Consider the following 16,132-nt stretch of genomic DNA (forward strand, 5'->3'; position numbering starts at 1 on the left):
GAATAAAATGGCTATTAATTGACTTTATGACCATTCTTATCTTTTTTTAAATGGAAAAATAAACTCCATTTGAGACTACTCGGAAAACCATTTTTGTTAAAACCAGAGAAGTTCAATCATAAATTTTGCATAATTTTGCAGCATGTTGATAGAAAGTTTTCAAAACGATAAAATAAAAAATGTCACTAAGCTTCTTACTGACAACAGGTTTCGTAAAAAATCAAAAGTTTTTGTAGTAGAAGGACAGCAGGAAAATGAAAGAGCCATGCAGTATGATTTTGAGCCGCTGGAGTTCTTTATCTCTGAAAATATCTTTAAAGGAACTCTTCCCGATGGAAAAATCCATTATGTAAGTGAGAAGGTATATGAAAAAATCGCTTACAGAGGAAGTTCCGAAGGAATTATCGGCATTTACCATACCAAAGAAAATTCACTTTCATCATTTGTTCCTAAAAAAGATTCTACGGTAATTATTGTTGAAGGTGTAGAAAAGCCAGGAAATCTTGGTGCTATTTTAAGAAGCTGTGAAGCTTTTGGAGTGGATGCACTGATTGTTGCTGACGGAAAAACTGATTTCTACAATCCTAATGTAATCAGATCCAGTGTTGGCTGCCTTTTCGGGATGGAAGTATATCAGGCTGAAAACGAAGAAACATTGGAATTCCTTCAAAAAAACAGTTTTAATATCTATACAACGATTATGGACGAAAGTGCTGAAGATCTTTATAAGAGAGATTTCAGACAGCGTTCTGCGGTATTATTCGGTACGGAACATTCCGGACTGAGTGATTTCTGGATCGGAAAAGGAAAAAACACGCTTATTCCTATGGCAGGAAGTATTGATTCATTAAATCTGAGTAATGCTGTGGCTATTACGTGTTATGAATCTCTGAAGCAAAAGAAGGGATAGACTATTGGTCTTATTTTTTATAGTAAAGAGATTACTTCACCTGCGGCCCGCAAATGACTAAACATAAAAAAACCGTTTCACTGGGTGAAACGGTTCTTTTATTGTTAAGCGTATGCTAGAATTATTTCTTAGCAGCATCAGCAGCTCCTTTAGCAGCATCAGCAGCACCTTTAGCAGCATCAGCAGCACCTTTAGCAGCATCTTTAGCAACTTCAGCACCAGCAGCAGTAGTAGCAGCAGCAGCATCTTTAGTAGCTTCTACAGCAGTAGTTGCAGCAGAATCAACAACTTTAGCAGCTGAATCAGAAACTACAGCAGCAGAATCAGCTACAGTAGCAGCAGCAGAATCAGTTGTACCTTCAGTAGCAGTAGCTTCAGTTTTTTTACAAGCAACTAGAGAGATTGCAGCGATAGCAGCTACGAATAATGACTTTTTCATAATAAATTAAATTTAATTTTGTTAATATTGTTTTATAAAATTTTCTTCTGTTCTGTTATTTGAACAAGACAAAGGTAGAGCAGTTAGAAAGTTTGTCTATGAAAAATAATTGTAATACCTTTGTAAAATAGTTTTACAAAAAAACATAGCTGATAATCAATAATTTAATTATTTTTTGAAAAATTGACAGATTTAGATCTATTACACTTTGAACAGCTAAAAAAGGATGTTCAGGGTCAATACTTAAAAGAATATACCCCTTCGCAGGATGACATATCCAAGTGGAAGGGTATAGATATTATATATTTTCAGGAAGACCTTCGAAAAAAAGCGAAAGGTAACATTAGTGAAAAGTCATTTTACACTTATTTTAAAACTTCACCGGTTACTAAATTACCAAGGATAGATATGCTCAATTTATTGAGTATTTATGCGGGTTATGACTCCTGGTATGAGTTCAAAAAGCAACATCTTTTTGCCGGCGAATTGCTGCAGGAAAATGAAAATTTTGATGAAGAAGATATGGATGAACTTGAAAAAACAGTTTCTTCAGCTCCCGAACTACCAAAAACTGAATTTCAGCCTAAAAAAGTTGAAATAAGCACCCAGGAAAACACTGATTTACAAAAATCAAATACTGAAAGTCAGACATTTACAAAAAACAAAGCGACAACAAATGAGATTGAAATTTCAGCTGTTCCGCCTAAGAAAAATTTCTTCAAAAAGAACGCCTGGGCACTTGTCACTTCAGTTTTGATTACCATTACCGGTCTTTTAGGATTTAAAGATGTACTTTTTTCGAAAACTTATAAATATTGTTTCATTGATAAGGACAGAGGAGTTTCTGTGATCAATACCTTAGAAATAATGGTGGTGAAAGAAAACGAATCTCCGTTGATGTATAAAATAAAGCCCGGCGAGTGCTTCTATTATTCCAGCAAAGATAAAAATCTAAAAATGCGAATCAGTGCTCCTTTCTACGAGCCTCTGGAGGTCAACAGAAGCCTTGAAAATGCCCCTGAAGAAGAAAAAATAGAACTAAAGCCGGATGATTATAAGATGGCTGTGTATTATTTCTCTATAAAAGACATCAAAGGAGGGAATCCGGATGAGCAGGTTGCTCTTATTAAGCAGAAAAGAAATCAGCTGGAAAACCTGATCAGCAGCAATGCAGTCATTTATCAGGTGTATGATAATGACACTTATGGCATTGAAAGGCTGGATAAACAGAAGTATATCACTCTGGTAACCACGCCAACAACCTCTCTGAAAAACCTGAATGTAATAGAAATGAAAAAGGATATCAAAGGTAAAATTGTATCCATCAAATTTAAAATTGCTACCACAGATGAAAAGAATAAGTAATTTTTTAATTTTCACCGTGCTTCTGACTTTAGTTATTGCCTGTAATAATAAAACCTCAGAGGTAAGCGACCTCGATAAACTACGAAACAGCAACAATGAAAAAAGCTATCCTGCCGTACAGATGGATAGCATGCAGGCTATCAACTCCATCACCAAACAAAAAGTTCAGGAGCTTCTTGACCTGTCTACCCTCTATCTTAGTGGAAACAGGAATACGGAAATAGATACTGTCATTTATTCTCAGATGGAAAGTTATTTTCACAAACCGGATTCTCTGACATTTAAAAGACTGCTGAAGGAACTGGACAGCATGAAAGCAAAAACAGCGAAAGTCAGCAATCTGAATGTATATAAAGAGTTTTATAAAAAAGATACATTAGACTACGCCAAGTTCAATGTGGAGTATTTTGATAATAAAAACAAGTCGCTGGGAAGCTTTGAAAAGAATGCACAATACATCTTATTGTCTACATCAAAGCTTAAAAAAGAATTTAAATTCTACTTTTTAGATTTTTATTCCAAGCCGCTCAAGAAAGACAGTACGTCTGTAGGAGTAACCAGATAGTCCAGAGGAATATCATTTTCCCAGACATCATCCACATATTCATCGGGGTCAAAATAATTGACTCCGATTTTTTTTGTCTCGGAAGAAATGCTTTGAAACAAGCCGTCATAGAATCCTTTACCGTATCCTACCCGATTTCCTTTTTTATCACAGTATAATAAAGGTGTAATCACATAATGAAAGTAATTTTCCCCTGAATCATCATTAGAAACAGGTTCTGAAATCCCCCAACTGTTGGTTTCAAAAACAGTATCTTCAAAAATTTCAATAGCAATCAGCTTATCAGCTACAATTTTAGGCACATAAACCCGGATATTCTGTGCTAAAAAATAATCAATGAATATTTGGGTATCAATTTCCATTCTTGCCGGAATCGGGATAAAAACATGCACTTTCTCCGATTCTTTCGGATTGAAATACTGAATGAAATTTTCAAAAATCTTTTGAGATAACAGGAAAGCCTCATCGGTAGACAAGGCCTTTCTTTTTTGGATATATTTTTTTCTAAGTTCAGCTTTCAGCATAATGATTAAGTAATTCTTACAGAAATAATTTTCACAGGACAGGCGTTTGCCGCTTTCTCCAAATGTTCAAATGCTTCCTGATCAGATGTTTTTAAAGTATAGAAGCCCTTTTTATCTACCGTCTTAAGCAATACTGATTTGCCATCTTTTTTAGACATTCTAAAATATTCCGGAGCGAATTCAACACAGTAATTACAACCAATACATTTATCTCTTTGTAGTGTAGCAATGACCATTACGCTTTAACAATTTTATATAATTTGTCACTTGCCCGTACACGGAAATTGGTAGGGAAAGTAATCACATCAGACTTTGTTGCCTTTTCAGCTCCTTCCTTCTTATCAACGATCATACTTTCGATGATCATTTCCTGTGATCCTGTAGTGGGCCCCTGTATAAGTACATTGTCTCCTACGGAAATATCATAGGCTTCAACCACAAACTCTGCAATATTGGCTTTCGGATAGAAATGCCGCCCTTTTCCTATATAAACTTTCTTTTGTGTTGCACTGGAACCTGAGTTCGAAGACCAGTCACCCAGCTCCTGGCCAAGATAATATCCACTCCAGAAACCTCTATTGTATACGGTTTCCAGAAGTTTCATCCATTCATCAACTTTTTCCTGAGAAAATGTTCCTTCAGCAATACTGTCAATTGCTTCTCTATAACATTTTGTAACTGTTGCTACATATTCAGGTGCTCTTCCTCTTCCTTCTATCTTTAAGACTTTTACGCCGGCATCTACAATCTGATTCAGAAAACCAATGGTACAAAGGTCTTTGGGAGACATCATATATTCATTATCAAGTTCAATTTCAAAACCTGATTCCTGATCAATCACAGTATATTTTTTTCGGCAGTTCTGTTTGCATGCGCCTCTGTTTGCAGAAGAATTATGAGAATGCAGGCTTAGATAACACTTCCCGGATACGGCCATACATAAGGCACCATGCCCGAAAATTTCCACTTCAACAAGATTACCGGAAGGTCCTTTCACCTGATCTTTTTCAATCTGAGTACAGATTTTTTTGATCTGGCTGATACTTAATTCACGGCTCATCACCATTGTATCAGCAAAAAGAGCATAGAATTTTACGGTTTCAATATTGGTTATATTAATCTGCGTAGAAATATGCACCTCCATGCCAATTTGTCTTGCATAAGAGATTACAGCCTGATCCATTGCAATTACAGCTGTAAGACCAGCTTCTTTAGCTTTATCTAAAAGTGTTCTGACGATAGACAGATCATGATCATATATGATGGTGTTAAGGGTAAGATAGGTTCTTACTCCTTTTTCAGCACATCTTCTGGCGATTTCCGGCAGATCATCAATGGTAAAATTCATTGTTGCTCTTGCACGCATGTTGAGTTGCTCAACACCAAAATAGACAGAGTCAGCCCCATTATCTATAGCTGCCTGAAGTGATATGAAATCTCCTGCAGGAGACATCAATTCTATTGTTCCGCTTTTTGTCATTTTGAGTCCGGAATTACTAAGTTATTAAACAGAAATAATTTATTGAAAGTTCGGAATTATGCATTTTGTACAATTCTGTACAGCTTATCAGATAAGCGAACTCTGAATGGTAATGCAAAAGTAATCTGATCTCCTATATTTGCTGTTTCACAAGGACCTCCGTTAGCATAGATTTCAGTAATAGTAACCTCCTGCTCTCCTGTTGTAGGACCTGAAATTAATACTTTATCTCCAACTGACAGATCTTTATGCTCAATTAAAAACTGCGCAATTTTTGATTTTGAATAGTAATGCTCTGCTTTACCTATCAATTCTTTTTTAACAGCAATCTTCTGGCGGATATTTTTTGTTTCGGCTTTTGCTAAAGGCTTATCAGTTAAATCTCCTGAGTTTTTAAATTTCAGGGCATCGGATTTTCCTTTTCTGAATACTTTATTTCCAACCTGTAACCCTTTTCTTAGTTTCACCTGTTCTTCCCAAGGTAAATGGATGGTATCCAGACATTCTGCAGAACAGCAGTTTTCCATCGCTGCTTTACAATCATCACATTGGATAAACAATAGATGACAGGCATCATTGGCACAATTGGTATGATTATCACAAGGTTTTCCGCACTGATGGCATTGTGCAATAATATCGTCTGTGATTCTCTCTCCTAAGCGGTGGTCAAATACGAAGTTTTTACCGATGAATTTACTTTTTATTCCTTCTTCTTTGATCTGGCGTGTATATTCAATGATACCTCCTTCCAGTTGATATACATTTTTGAATCCCTGATGTTTGAAGTAAGCACTTGCTTTTTCACAACGGATTCCTCCGGTACAATACATCAGCAGGTTTTTATCTTCTTTAAAATCCTGCAGCTGTTCGTTAATAATAGGTAAACTTTCTCTGAAGTTTTCCACATCCGGAGTAATTGCTCCTTCAAAATGCCCAACTTCACTTTCGTAGTGATTTCTGAAATCTACAACAATGGTATTGGGATCTTCCAGCATATTATTGAATTCCTGAGCTTTTAAGTGAATTCCTTTATTGGTTACGTCAAAAGTCTCGTCATTCAAACCGTCAGCAACAATTTTATTTCTGACTTTTATGGTTAATTTTAAAAATGAGTAATTGTCATGGTCTACCGCTACGTTCAAACGGATTCCTTTCATGAAGTCATAAACTTCCAGCGTATCACGAAAAGCCTCAAACTGATCTGCAGGAACACTCATCTGAGCATTAATTCCTTCTGTTGCAACATAAATACGGCCAAGTGCATCCAGTGCATTCCAGGCTATAAATAATTCGTCGCGAAATTTTTTGGGATCTTCAATTTTGGCATACGCATAGAAAGACAAAGTAAGACGGTCTTTACCGGCTTCATCAATAAGTTGAGCTCTTTCTTCTGCGCTTAAGGTGTTATACAGTTGCATGCTATAAACGTTTTAAGTGAGAATAAAATTTTTGCAAAGGTAATAATTTTTGAATTAAGTATATTTATGACACAAATCAAGAATAGTAAGTAATGACCTGTCTGCAATGAAAAAGAAATCACTTTACATCATGATTCTGCCATATTTTCTTTAATTTTTTTTTAAGTTTTGTTAACTCTGACATTAACAATTATGACATAAGACATAAAATGATATAATAGCCGTTAAATTTTAGTTAAAATTGAAACATAGCATACTAATTGCTTACTTATTTAACATTAAATTTGTTTACTCAAAAACATAAAAATGAAATTAATTAATAAAAAAGAAAGATATACAATGAAGACTACTTTTAAAAAACTATTACCATTTGCAGTGGTAGGCGTATTATCTGGAGCTACTACCGTTGGAGCTTTACAATATTTCGGACATGGCTCTAATAATGGAGATCAATCTTATTTCACAACAGCCGCACCTAATACATCATTCGCAGGAATGAATACAGGAGCTGTAGGTGATGATTTTGTAAAAGCGGCTAAAACAACCGTTCCGGCTGTAGTTACCATTAAAAACTATCAGAGCAGAACCTCAAGCAGAGCTTCAGAGCAGGATTTGTTCGACTTTTTCTTTGGAGATCCTTTCGGGGGAAGAGGCCAGCAGAGACAGAAGCAGCAACAAGCTCCTGACAATATGCCATCTGGAATGGGTTCCGGTGTTATCATCTCTCCGGACGGTTACATTATTTCCAACAACCACGTGGTAGCAGGTGCTAACAAGCTTGAAGTTGTTTTAAGCAACAAAAAATCATATATCGCTACTTTGGTAGGAACAGACCCTAATACAGATATCTCTTTATTAAAGATTGAAGAAAAAGGTCTTCCTTATCTGAATTTTGCGAACTCTGACAATATTGATGTAGGACAATGGGTACTTGCAGTAGGAAATCCATTAGGATTAAATTCTACAGTAACAGCCGGTATTGTTTCTGCAAAAGGAAGAGGTATCGGAATCTTGGGAGGCCAGGGAAAAGCTACTAATCCTATTGAAAGTTTCATTCAAACGGATGCCGCCATCAACCCGGGTAACTCAGGAGGAGCTTTGGTAAACACGAATGGAGAGCTTATCGGGATCAACTCTGCGATTCAGTCTACTACAGGATATTATCAGGGATACGGATTTGCAGTGCCTTCTAACTTAGCAAGAAAAATCGTTGAGGATATCAAGAAATTCGGAATTGTACAGAGAGGATTCCTTGGAGTTCAGTCTTTAGATCTTTCGAATGACCAACTGGTAAGTTCATACAACAAGCAGTTTAAAACAAATCTGAAGGTAGGTTCAGGAATTTATATTACAGGATTTGGTGAAAACAGTGGTGCTGAAGATGCAGGACTGAAAAAAGGAGACGTAATCACTAAAGTAGACAACTACGATATCACAGACTTTGCTGATCTTTCTATGTCTATCGGAAGCAAACGTCCTGGCGATAAAGTACAGGTTACTTATTCAAGAAATGGCAAAGAAAGTACTACCTCTGTAACGCTTAGAGACCAGAAAGGAGGCACTTCAACAAGAACGAAAGCTGACCTTAGTGTAACAGAAAAAATCGGATCTGAATTTGATCCGCTTACAGAGCGTTTCAAAACAGAATACGGACTAAATAGCGGTGTAGTGGCTAAAAACGTATCTGAGGGCAGCGAAATGGCTAAAATCGGGATCGTAGATAACTATATCATCATCGAAATCAATGGCAAGCCGGTCAATTCACAGAAAGATGTTGAAAAGATCCTTGAGAAATATCAGGGGAATGTACAGGTGAAATTCGTGGATGACTATGGAAGAATCTATACAAAAGGTTTCAAAATGCCTTAATCAGAAAAAAAATTAGTTTTTCATATCAACAAAAAGCGCTGCAAATGTCTGCAGCGCTTTTTATTATTTATTTAGACTTGTTCATTTTATCAGCGATATTCTTCTTTTTATTCCTTTCGTAGATCACTTCTACAATTTTACCCCCAATCCATGAAAACGGAAAGAATGTAAGAAAAATAGAGATCTTATAAAATGTAGGATGATAAGGAAAAATAATGACATCCAACATGGCGATAAAAAGCATAATAAAGCCAATCAGAATAGCATAGGCTACTTTAGCAAATTTAACGATAATGGCCGTTGCAACTCCTCCAATGGTCGTTCCTAATCCGGAAATAAATAAAAGGAAGCCGAAAAACGCCTTATCATCTTTCATGCTGAAAAGAAACCTTTGCCAGTGCTCAAACGGAGCAAAAGCCTCAAAAGTTACCCATTGCGGAAAAGCCCTTATACCAAGAGTAATAATAAGTCCTGCAATACCAAGGCCTATCAGAACCGCAATTGTATTTCTTATAAAGTTCATTAATCCTGATGTGCGATCATAGAAATTTCGATATCCACATTTTTAGGCAAGCATGAAACCTGTACTGTTTCTCGGGCAGGATAGCTTTCTGAATCTAAGTATGATGCATAAATATCATTCATTACAGCAAAATCATCCATGCTCTTAAGGAAGATGGTCGCTTTTACAACATTTTTGAAAGTCATGCCAGCTTCAGTAAGGATGGCTTCAAGGTTTTTCATTACCTGATGCGTTTCCTTTTCAATTCCTTCTACCAGTTTACCCGTTGCAGGATCTACAGGAATCTGTCCGGAGATATACAAAACTCCGTTTGCCATATTAGCTTGTGAATAAGGTCCGATAGCTGCAGGTGCATTAACTGTGTTGATTATTTGTTTCATATGCGGATATTTAATTTTTTCCAGATCATAGGTGATCACTATCTGTTATGTTCGCTGGTTTACGAATTTTGTCAACAGTGATTTCATTAACATTTATTCTGCTTGCAAATATAAAATTTATATTCACAAATGCCAATCTGATATTAGAAAGGTGCATTAGGCTGGGTAAAACTTCTGTCTTTGTACTTCAATGCATCACTTAAGATATTGGCTTTGATACCGATAAAGAAGTCATACACTTTATACTGTCCGAAAGGAACCCAATTGAAATTGATTGTAAAACTTCGCTGATCCCTTGAAAAACCAATCCTTGTATATGCCAATTCTTTAGTCACCATATCATAATGCGTACTTCCGTTGATATTCCAGTAAGGAGTAAGCTTGATACTACCGTCTAATCCTATGGATGCAATTTTATTGGCAAATTTGCTCAATCCTTTGGAATAAGCATAATTGGCACTGATATTTAAAGTCCAGGCCTGATCAAAGTGAGCATAATGATCATCATCAAAATAATAATTTTCATTTCGGACTTCTCCCTTCGAAGAATACTTCTTGGCATAATCTGTTTTTTCTCCAAAAATTTCGCTGCTTAAAGGATAAGATAGCTGAACGTTGAATCCTTGCACACTGAAGTGACCGAACTGCTCTGTTCTTACCCCTGTATTTTCTCCTGATGAGAAATCAATTTTATAAGGCTCCAGCGCAAGACTGGTATTTACAGTAAGTTTACTATTGAAAAAGGAAGACTGTCCGTTGATAGAGAATACAGACCAGGGATGATCTTTAGCAGCAAAGTTGTAGCTTCCTGCCAGGTTTAAAGATTCAAAAATTTTGATTTTCTTTACCCCTGTAGAATCACTCTTAGACTTTACTTTCATCTCAATATTGTTACCGATATTGAACCCTAAGGCTCCCTGCATACCACTTGACGGGCTTCCGATAATTCCTTTTTCAAAAATAGAATAGGGTGTCAGCGCTCCGGTTGCATTATAATAGTTTCTGTAATATCCGAAGCCAGGACTTGAGAAATCCGGTGAATAGGTAAAACTCATACTTGGAGTCATCATATGTCTTATCGCTTCCACTGTAGATCCTTTTTTGAATTTCATCATTCCAAAAAGTGTTGTCTGAAGACTTGCGGAAGTGGAAAAAGTAGAGTATCCTGTAAAGTTTTTATTGATTTCGTCAACCGTTACATTTTTTACCGGATCATAATATCTGTTCAGCGTTTTTGTAGTCAAAGCGTTATCGATATTCGCACTTAAACTGAAAGTGAAGTATTTCGCCAATGTTGTATTGGTAGCCAATGCGATATTGTTTTTAAGCCCTGTCTGCATTTTATCCCACATTTCTTTTTTAAATAGCTCGTTCTCCTGAGTATTCACAAAATTGGTAAGATTGAAACCGGTATTCACTGTAATATTTTCAAGTAATCCCTGTCTGATCCCTGTTCTTGATTTGAACAGATAGAACTGATTAATTGCTACGTTCATCTGTGGAAGACGAAGGTCTGCCAATCCTGTTGCAAAGTTCTGGGAATATGAAGCAGTTCCTGTGATAGTCATCGGAAGTTTCAGGAATCTTTTGGTAAGGGTTACTGTAGAGTTCTGCTGGGTATTCAATACATTCTGATTGAAAATGTAATTGTTGTTAAGCGGGTTGTTATAGAATTTGGTACTTACAATATCTACAGAGGCACTGAATGTAAGGAAAGGATTGGCTTTGGAATCCTGCGAGTGAGTCCAGTTGATTCTATAGGTACTGTTTTTAGTATAATCGTCCAAACCTTTGATCCCTCTCACCATTGTACCAATATCTGCCGTAAAGTTTCCTGAGTAGCGGTATTTCTTCTGGTAATTCACCTGAGGACGTAAGTTCCAGCTTCCTTTTGTATAAATATCTGCTAAAACCTTAAGGTCAAAATGTTCTCCAATCGGTTGATAATATCCAATTCCGTTCAGGAAGAAACCAACATCTTCTCTTTCCCCGAAACTTGGGATCAGAATACCTGCAGCCCTTTTATCTGAGAATGGCAAAATAGCAAACGGAAGGTAAAGCGGTGTAGGAACCTGTTCGATAAACATCTGAATAGGACCTGTTACGATCTGGGATTTTGTTTTGGTTTTAATCAGCTTAATATTATAGGCTCTCATAAAATAATCCGCTGCCGTATCTTTCTTCTTAATGAAATAATCATCCGTTGTATAATCCGCTTTTCTCATTGCGAATACGGAATCATTATATTTTTTAGTTTTCTGGGCTATAATTACCCCTTCGCTTTCTTCTGTTCTGGCATTGAAAGCAATGGCCTGTTTTGTTTTTGTATTATAGTTGAATTCATTGGTTTCGTATTTTTTCCCGGCCTGTGTAGTGATTACAGGCTCTATAATCTTCCCTAGAGAGTCTTGTTTTCCTCTGGCGTAGATCAGATTTTTGTTATCATCAATAGAGATATAATCCGCATCAATCTGCATATCCTGATACTTTACCTGAGCATTTTTGTTCAGGAATGTCATTTTTTTGGGAACATCTCTTCTCTGATCATCCGCTTTTGTACGAAGAACATCATTTAAAGGTTCTTTTTTTACAACTATGGTATCCTTTTTGGAAATAGTATCATTAACCGCATTTTCAGGCAATTTTTCAGGAGTTTTCTGTGCTAAAAAATTGTTAAAAATTAGGATAATTAAAATTTGTAATATATTTTTGAAGACGGTTTTGGCCAATTTTATTCTATATAATTAAGGCTCAAAATTAATATAATTTTTATAACTGTAAGATGCACAAACAAAATTTTAAAATAATTTTATCATTTCTCCTTATCCTTACCAGCAACTTTATTTTCTCACAGAAGAAGTTTACTATCGTTCTGGATGCTGGACACGGAGGAAGTGATCATGGAGCCAACAGGACTTATTCCGACATTGGAAGGGTTGCAGAAAAAGACATTACACTTGCCATTACCTTAAAAGTAGGTGCCATGTTAGAGAAAAACAGAGATTTCAAAGTAATATATACCCGTAAAATAGACGAGTACCCTTCTCTGTCTGACAGGACCAATCTGGCTAACAGAAGTAAAGCAGACCTTTTTGTATCCATTCACTGTAACTCTTCCCAAAGACCTACAGCATATGGAACTGAAACGTATGTACAGGGACCTAACCAGAATAATGAGAACCTGGAAGTAGCCAAAAGAGAAAATGATGTAATTTTCCTTGATGAGAAAGATAAGCAGATTTTTGGTTCTTATAACCCGGATTCTCCTGAATCATTAATTGCTTTGAAACTTCAGCAAAGTAAATATCTGGAATCAAGTCTTCTCTTGGGAGGACTGGTAGAAGATAACTTTGTGAATAAAGATAAAAGATTTTCAAGAGGTGTATTTCAGAAAAACCTTCACGTTCTCCGTATGAATGCCATGCCATCTGTACTGATAGAGACAGGATTCATCAATCACCCTGAAGAAAGCCACTATATTGCTTCAGACAAAGGACAGACTGAAATTGCAGAAAGTATCTACAATGCCATTATTGATTATAAAAAAGCGGTTGACAGAAAATCCGGCGGTTCTATGGCTGTCAGAAAACCAGAACCTGAAAAACCGGCAGAAGTTCCTTTGAAAAACGATTTCAGAATTCTATTGATGAGTTCTCCTACGAAATACAATGAAAATGATCCTGCCCTGAAAGGCCTGAACTATATTCTTACCCTTAAAGAAAACGGACAATACAAGTATTACTATGCTGTAACCAATATGGCTTCAGTGAAAGATATTAATCTTAAAACTGCCAAAGATGCAGGTTTCAGAAATGCGTTTGCTGTAGGATTTATGCCTAACCAGAGAATCAGTATGGGATATTATACCATAGAAGTGTATGCAGGTGATAAACTGAATGGTAATTCTTATATCCTTCAGAATTTAAAAGATGTGGAAAGAAACAAGGATAATGGAGTATTTTATTATACCTACGGAAAGGTATACACATTGGAAGATGCTGTAAAGCTTCAAAAGGAACTTGAAGCTAAAGGTGTCAAAAATACCGTGATACAAAAGGTCTACAAATAAATCAAAAAAAATAATTTTGAAGTTTAAAAGTTAATTCCTACTTTTGCAACCTCAAAATTTGGCCTATTCGTCTAGTGGTCAGGACTCAAGATTTTCATTCTTGCAACAGGGGTTCGATTCCCCTATAGGCTACCGAAAGCTATATATAGCTTTACACAAAATTAGCTAAAACCCCTTTTAAACAATGTTTATCAGGGGTTTTTATTTTTAATAATGTAAAGTGATGTAAAGTCACGTAAAGCGCTTTTTGTCCCTAAAACGTCCCCATTTTTTCTAAATTAATATTCTATCTCAAAATTATTTTTAACTTTAAATAAATATTTGATATGAACGTTAATTTCTATTTGAAAGAACCAAAATCTAAGGATGAAACATTAATTCACTTTAGTATAATAATTAATGGTTCAAGAGTAAAACGCTCAACAGGTGTAAAGGTCAAGCCAAATCAATGGAGCGGAACTAAAGTAAAACCATTAGCACCCAATTCCGAAAACAAAAATCTGAAACTAGAAAACATTCAACATATTATTAATGAAATTGAGAGGGACTATTTGAGGGACAGGAAAGATTTAACAATAGATTTATTCAGAAATGAATTTGATAGAAAAATCAATCCTACACACACAAATACAGATAATCGTTCTTTTTCAAACGTAATTGACGAGTTTATTAAATTAAAAACTCCTATTTCGTCCGAAAATACTATAAAGGCATATAACACTCTAAAAAAGACAATTTTAGAATTTGAAAAAGAAAAAAAATATAATGTTAACATGGAATCATTTAATTTGGTTTTTAATGATTACTTTCAAAATTATCTTATTGAAAAAGAGTTTTTGAACTCCACAATTAACAAATACTGTAAAAACCTGAAAGCTTTTCTAAATTGGACTTATAAAAGAGGCTATCATAACACTACTGATTACAAGCAATTTGATTTACCCAGCTATGAAACTGACAAAGTTGTATTAACGGCAGAAGTTATCGAAAAACTTAGAACAGAAGATTTTAAAAATGAGTTAAAGAATTGCATACGAGACATTTTTATTCTAAGTTGCTATACAGGTCTCCGTTATATTGATATTTCATTAATCACTAAAAACGATTATGATGATAAATTTTTGAATCTGCACATCAAGAAAACAAGGGAAAATTTAACTATCCCTTTGCTTCCACAAGCAAAGGCAATTTTAGATGCTCAATTCGAGCATTTTGGTAAAATGAATGTCCCTCCAAATCAAACATGTAATAGAATATTAAAAGATTTGTTTGAAGAGATAAAATTTACTCATACTGTAAAGTTTACAAAACACTCTGGCGGTAATAACATTATTGTAGAACAACCTGCAAATAAATTTATTACTGTGCACTATGGCAGATCATTTTTTATAACCAATTCTTTAACATTAGGAATGAATGAAGAACTCATTAGAAAAATTACAGGGCATAAAGACTATAAATCTTTTAAAAAATATGTTAATTTTTCAAAAGAAATGGTAGCCGAAAATTTACATTCACATTGGACTGTAAAGAAAGAACCTGAAAAAGTGGAATAACAAAAACAATATTTTTTAAGAATCTGATATTTGCCACCGCAGAAATCAGTTTTTTTATGAGCGGTTTACCAAACCTTTGATCGCTTTTTCAACATATACATCATTGAATAATCAATCATACATATGAAAATACTCATATAGATATTTTAAGAGCCTGACCTATTACAATTGCATAAGTCAGGCTCTTTTATAATAGTTCACAACCATAAAAATTGCGGAATCTTATTATTTTGAAAAATTAGCAAGTAACTAAATTAAGTACCATATTAGCTATATAGAATAATAAAAGCAACTCCAACGCTTCGATAGTAAAAATAGCTCGCTTTACCTTGTTTCCGATTTGTCGATAGTGATAATTATATTTTCTTTGGCTGGTCGCCCCTAATTACATCAGATGTTATTTTTCACTTTCTGAACAGTTCCAATGCTGACCGAACAGATTTTAGCCGTATCCCTGATAGAATTTCCTTTCTTTAGGCTTTTAATCACTTCTTTATACTTAGATAGAAAATCGTCTATACTCTCCGTAGAACCTTTCTCTCGCCCCTTATAGATGCCCTTAGCCTTTGCAAGTGCAATACCTTCACGCTGTCGTTCTAAAATGGTTTCACGTTCCATTTCGGCGATGTTTGCCATAACAGAGATTATAAGTTTGAATGCCTGATTTTCTTTTCCTTTAATCAAACTTTCTATTCCGAGGTTATCTACTTTGAGAATAACACCCTTTTCTTTGAAAAATTCCAGAGTCGTAAGAATGTCATACAAGTTTCTTCCGAGCCTATCAATAGAACTTACCGAGACGTAATTTATTTCTCCCCTTTCAATAGCTTTTATAAGCTCTTTTCCCTGAGTTCTATCCTTAAACGGACAAGAACCACTTACCACATCAATAAAAACCTTTTCTCCCTTTGCTTGGCGTTCCTCCTGTCTTGCAATGTTCTGCGATCCAGTTGAAACTCTAATATATCGTGCTTTCATAATTGTAAATGTTAAAGCACCCCGCATTTAAAGCAAGGTGCAAAAGATTGTTATTG

At 35.4% G+C, this 16,132-nt stretch carries 15 protein-coding genes and 1 tRNA gene; 7 read left to right on the top strand and 9 right to left on the bottom strand.

Translation table 11 applies throughout. The features are described 5' to 3' along the window. Nucleotides 1–142: 142 nt before the first annotated feature. Nucleotides 143–910 (top strand): TrmH family RNA methyltransferase, encoded by a 768-nt coding sequence (locus tag EK417_RS01285; protein ID WP_110366440.1) that lies wholly within the window; start codon nucleotides 143–145, stop codon nucleotides 908–910. 121 nt (nucleotides 911–1,031) lie between these two features. Here the strand turns inward: EK417_RS01285 and EK417_RS01290 are convergent, their stop codons facing one another. Beyond that, nucleotides 1,032–1,349 carry a hypothetical protein gene (locus tag EK417_RS01290; RefSeq protein WP_136521105.1) on the bottom strand — a complete coding sequence of 106 codons (318 nt, stop codon included), beginning with the start codon at nucleotides 1,347–1,349 and terminating at the stop codon, nucleotides 1,032–1,034. Between the two features lie 183 nt (nucleotides 1,350–1,532). Between EK417_RS01290 and EK417_RS01295 the strand changes: the two genes are divergently transcribed. Both EK417_RS01295 and EK417_RS01300 read left to right on the top strand, forming a co-directional pair. Beyond that, nucleotides 1,533–2,714 (top strand): hypothetical protein, encoded by a 1,182-nt coding sequence (locus EK417_RS01295; protein ID WP_136521106.1) that lies wholly within the window; start codon nucleotides 1,533–1,535, stop codon nucleotides 2,712–2,714. Further along, nucleotides 2,698–3,279 carry a hypothetical protein gene (locus tag EK417_RS01300; RefSeq protein WP_110366442.1) on the top strand — a complete coding sequence of 194 codons (582 nt, stop codon included), beginning with the start codon at nucleotides 2,698–2,700 and terminating at the stop codon, nucleotides 3,277–3,279. The genes EK417_RS01295 and EK417_RS01300 overlap by 17 nt, the downstream gene beginning before the upstream one ends. Here the strand turns inward: EK417_RS01300 and EK417_RS01305 are convergent. Genes EK417_RS01305 through trhO form a run of 4 tightly spaced genes read right to left on the bottom strand, consistent with a single transcriptional unit; the run spans nucleotide 3,228 to nucleotide 6,701 of the window. Further along, entirely contained in the window at nucleotides 3,228–3,803 is a 576-nt protein-coding gene (locus tag EK417_RS01305; protein WP_136521107.1) for a 5-formyltetrahydrofolate cyclo-ligase, read from the bottom strand. The two genes, EK417_RS01300 and EK417_RS01305, sit on opposite strands and share 52 nt — an antisense overlap. Nucleotides 3,804–3,808: 5 nt before the next feature. Further along, nucleotides 3,809–4,039: a ferredoxin gene (locus EK417_RS01310; protein ID WP_076597023.1), complete on the bottom strand. Its 231-nt coding sequence runs from the start codon at nucleotides 4,037–4,039 to the stop codon at nucleotides 3,809–3,811. After that, on the bottom strand, nucleotides 4,039–5,283 hold the full coding sequence (locus EK417_RS01315; RefSeq protein ID WP_136521108.1) for a peptidase U32 family protein: 1,245 nt from the start codon (nucleotides 5,281–5,283) through the stop codon (nucleotides 4,039–4,041). Before EK417_RS01315 ends, EK417_RS01310 begins: the two co-directional genes overlap by 1 nt. Nucleotides 5,284–5,339: 56 nt before the next feature. Beyond that, nucleotides 5,340–6,701 carry an oxygen-dependent tRNA uridine(34) hydroxylase TrhO gene (gene trhO, locus EK417_RS01320; protein WP_136521109.1) on the bottom strand — a complete coding sequence of 454 codons (1,362 nt, stop codon included), beginning with the start codon at nucleotides 6,699–6,701 and terminating at the stop codon, nucleotides 5,340–5,342. 339 nt (nucleotides 6,702–7,040) lie between these two features. Here trhO and EK417_RS01325 point away from each other — a divergent pair, with 339 nt between their 5' ends. Continuing rightward, nucleotides 7,041–8,570, top strand: coding sequence for a trypsin-like peptidase domain-containing protein (locus EK417_RS01325; protein WP_076597036.1), 1,530 nt, complete (start codon nucleotides 7,041–7,043; stop codon nucleotides 8,568–8,570). A gap of 67 nt (nucleotides 8,571–8,637) precedes the next feature. Here EK417_RS01325 and EK417_RS01330 read toward each other — a convergent pair whose 3' ends face one another. The 3 genes from EK417_RS01330 to EK417_RS01340 form a co-directional block, all read right to left on the bottom strand. Beyond that, nucleotides 8,638–9,093: a hypothetical protein gene (locus tag EK417_RS01330; protein WP_136521110.1), complete on the bottom strand. Its 456-nt coding sequence runs from the start codon at nucleotides 9,091–9,093 to the stop codon at nucleotides 8,638–8,640. Then, on the bottom strand, nucleotides 9,093–9,473 hold the full coding sequence (locus EK417_RS01335; RefSeq protein ID WP_034694591.1) for a RidA family protein: 381 nt from the start codon (nucleotides 9,471–9,473) through the stop codon (nucleotides 9,093–9,095). The genes EK417_RS01330 and EK417_RS01335 overlap by 1 nt, the downstream gene beginning before the upstream one ends. A 143-nt stretch (nucleotides 9,474–9,616) precedes the next feature. Beyond that, nucleotides 9,617–12,202, bottom strand: coding sequence for a putative LPS assembly protein LptD (locus tag EK417_RS01340; RefSeq protein WP_110366446.1), 2,586 nt, complete (start codon nucleotides 12,200–12,202; stop codon nucleotides 9,617–9,619). A gap of 53 nt (nucleotides 12,203–12,255) precedes the next feature. On the opposite strand from EK417_RS01340, the gene EK417_RS01345 reads away from it, so the two are divergent. The 3 genes from EK417_RS01345 (at nucleotide 12,256) to EK417_RS01355 (ending at nucleotide 15,098) form a co-directional block, all read left to right on the top strand. Then, nucleotides 12,256–13,542, top strand: coding sequence for an N-acetylmuramoyl-L-alanine amidase family protein (locus EK417_RS01345; RefSeq protein WP_181416090.1), 1,287 nt, complete (start codon nucleotides 12,256–12,258; stop codon nucleotides 13,540–13,542). 60 nt (nucleotides 13,543–13,602) lie between these two features. Beyond that, a tRNA-Glu gene (locus EK417_RS01350) sits at nucleotides 13,603–13,674 on the top strand. 194 nt (nucleotides 13,675–13,868) lie between these two features. Continuing rightward, nucleotides 13,869–15,098, top strand: coding sequence for a phage integrase SAM-like domain-containing protein (locus EK417_RS01355; protein ID WP_136521111.1), 1,230 nt, complete (start codon nucleotides 13,869–13,871; stop codon nucleotides 15,096–15,098). A gap of 390 nt (nucleotides 15,099–15,488) precedes the next feature. Here the strand turns inward: EK417_RS01355 and EK417_RS01360 are convergent, their stop codons facing one another. Then, nucleotides 15,489–16,076, bottom strand: coding sequence for a recombinase family protein (locus EK417_RS01360; protein ID WP_136521112.1), 588 nt, complete (start codon nucleotides 16,074–16,076; stop codon nucleotides 15,489–15,491). Nucleotides 16,077–16,132: the final 56 nt, after the last annotated feature.

It is taken from the genome of Chryseobacterium candidae (assembly GCF_004916905.1).
Taxonomy (GTDB): Bacteria; Bacteroidota; Bacteroidia; order Flavobacteriales; family Weeksellaceae; genus Chryseobacterium; species Chryseobacterium candidae.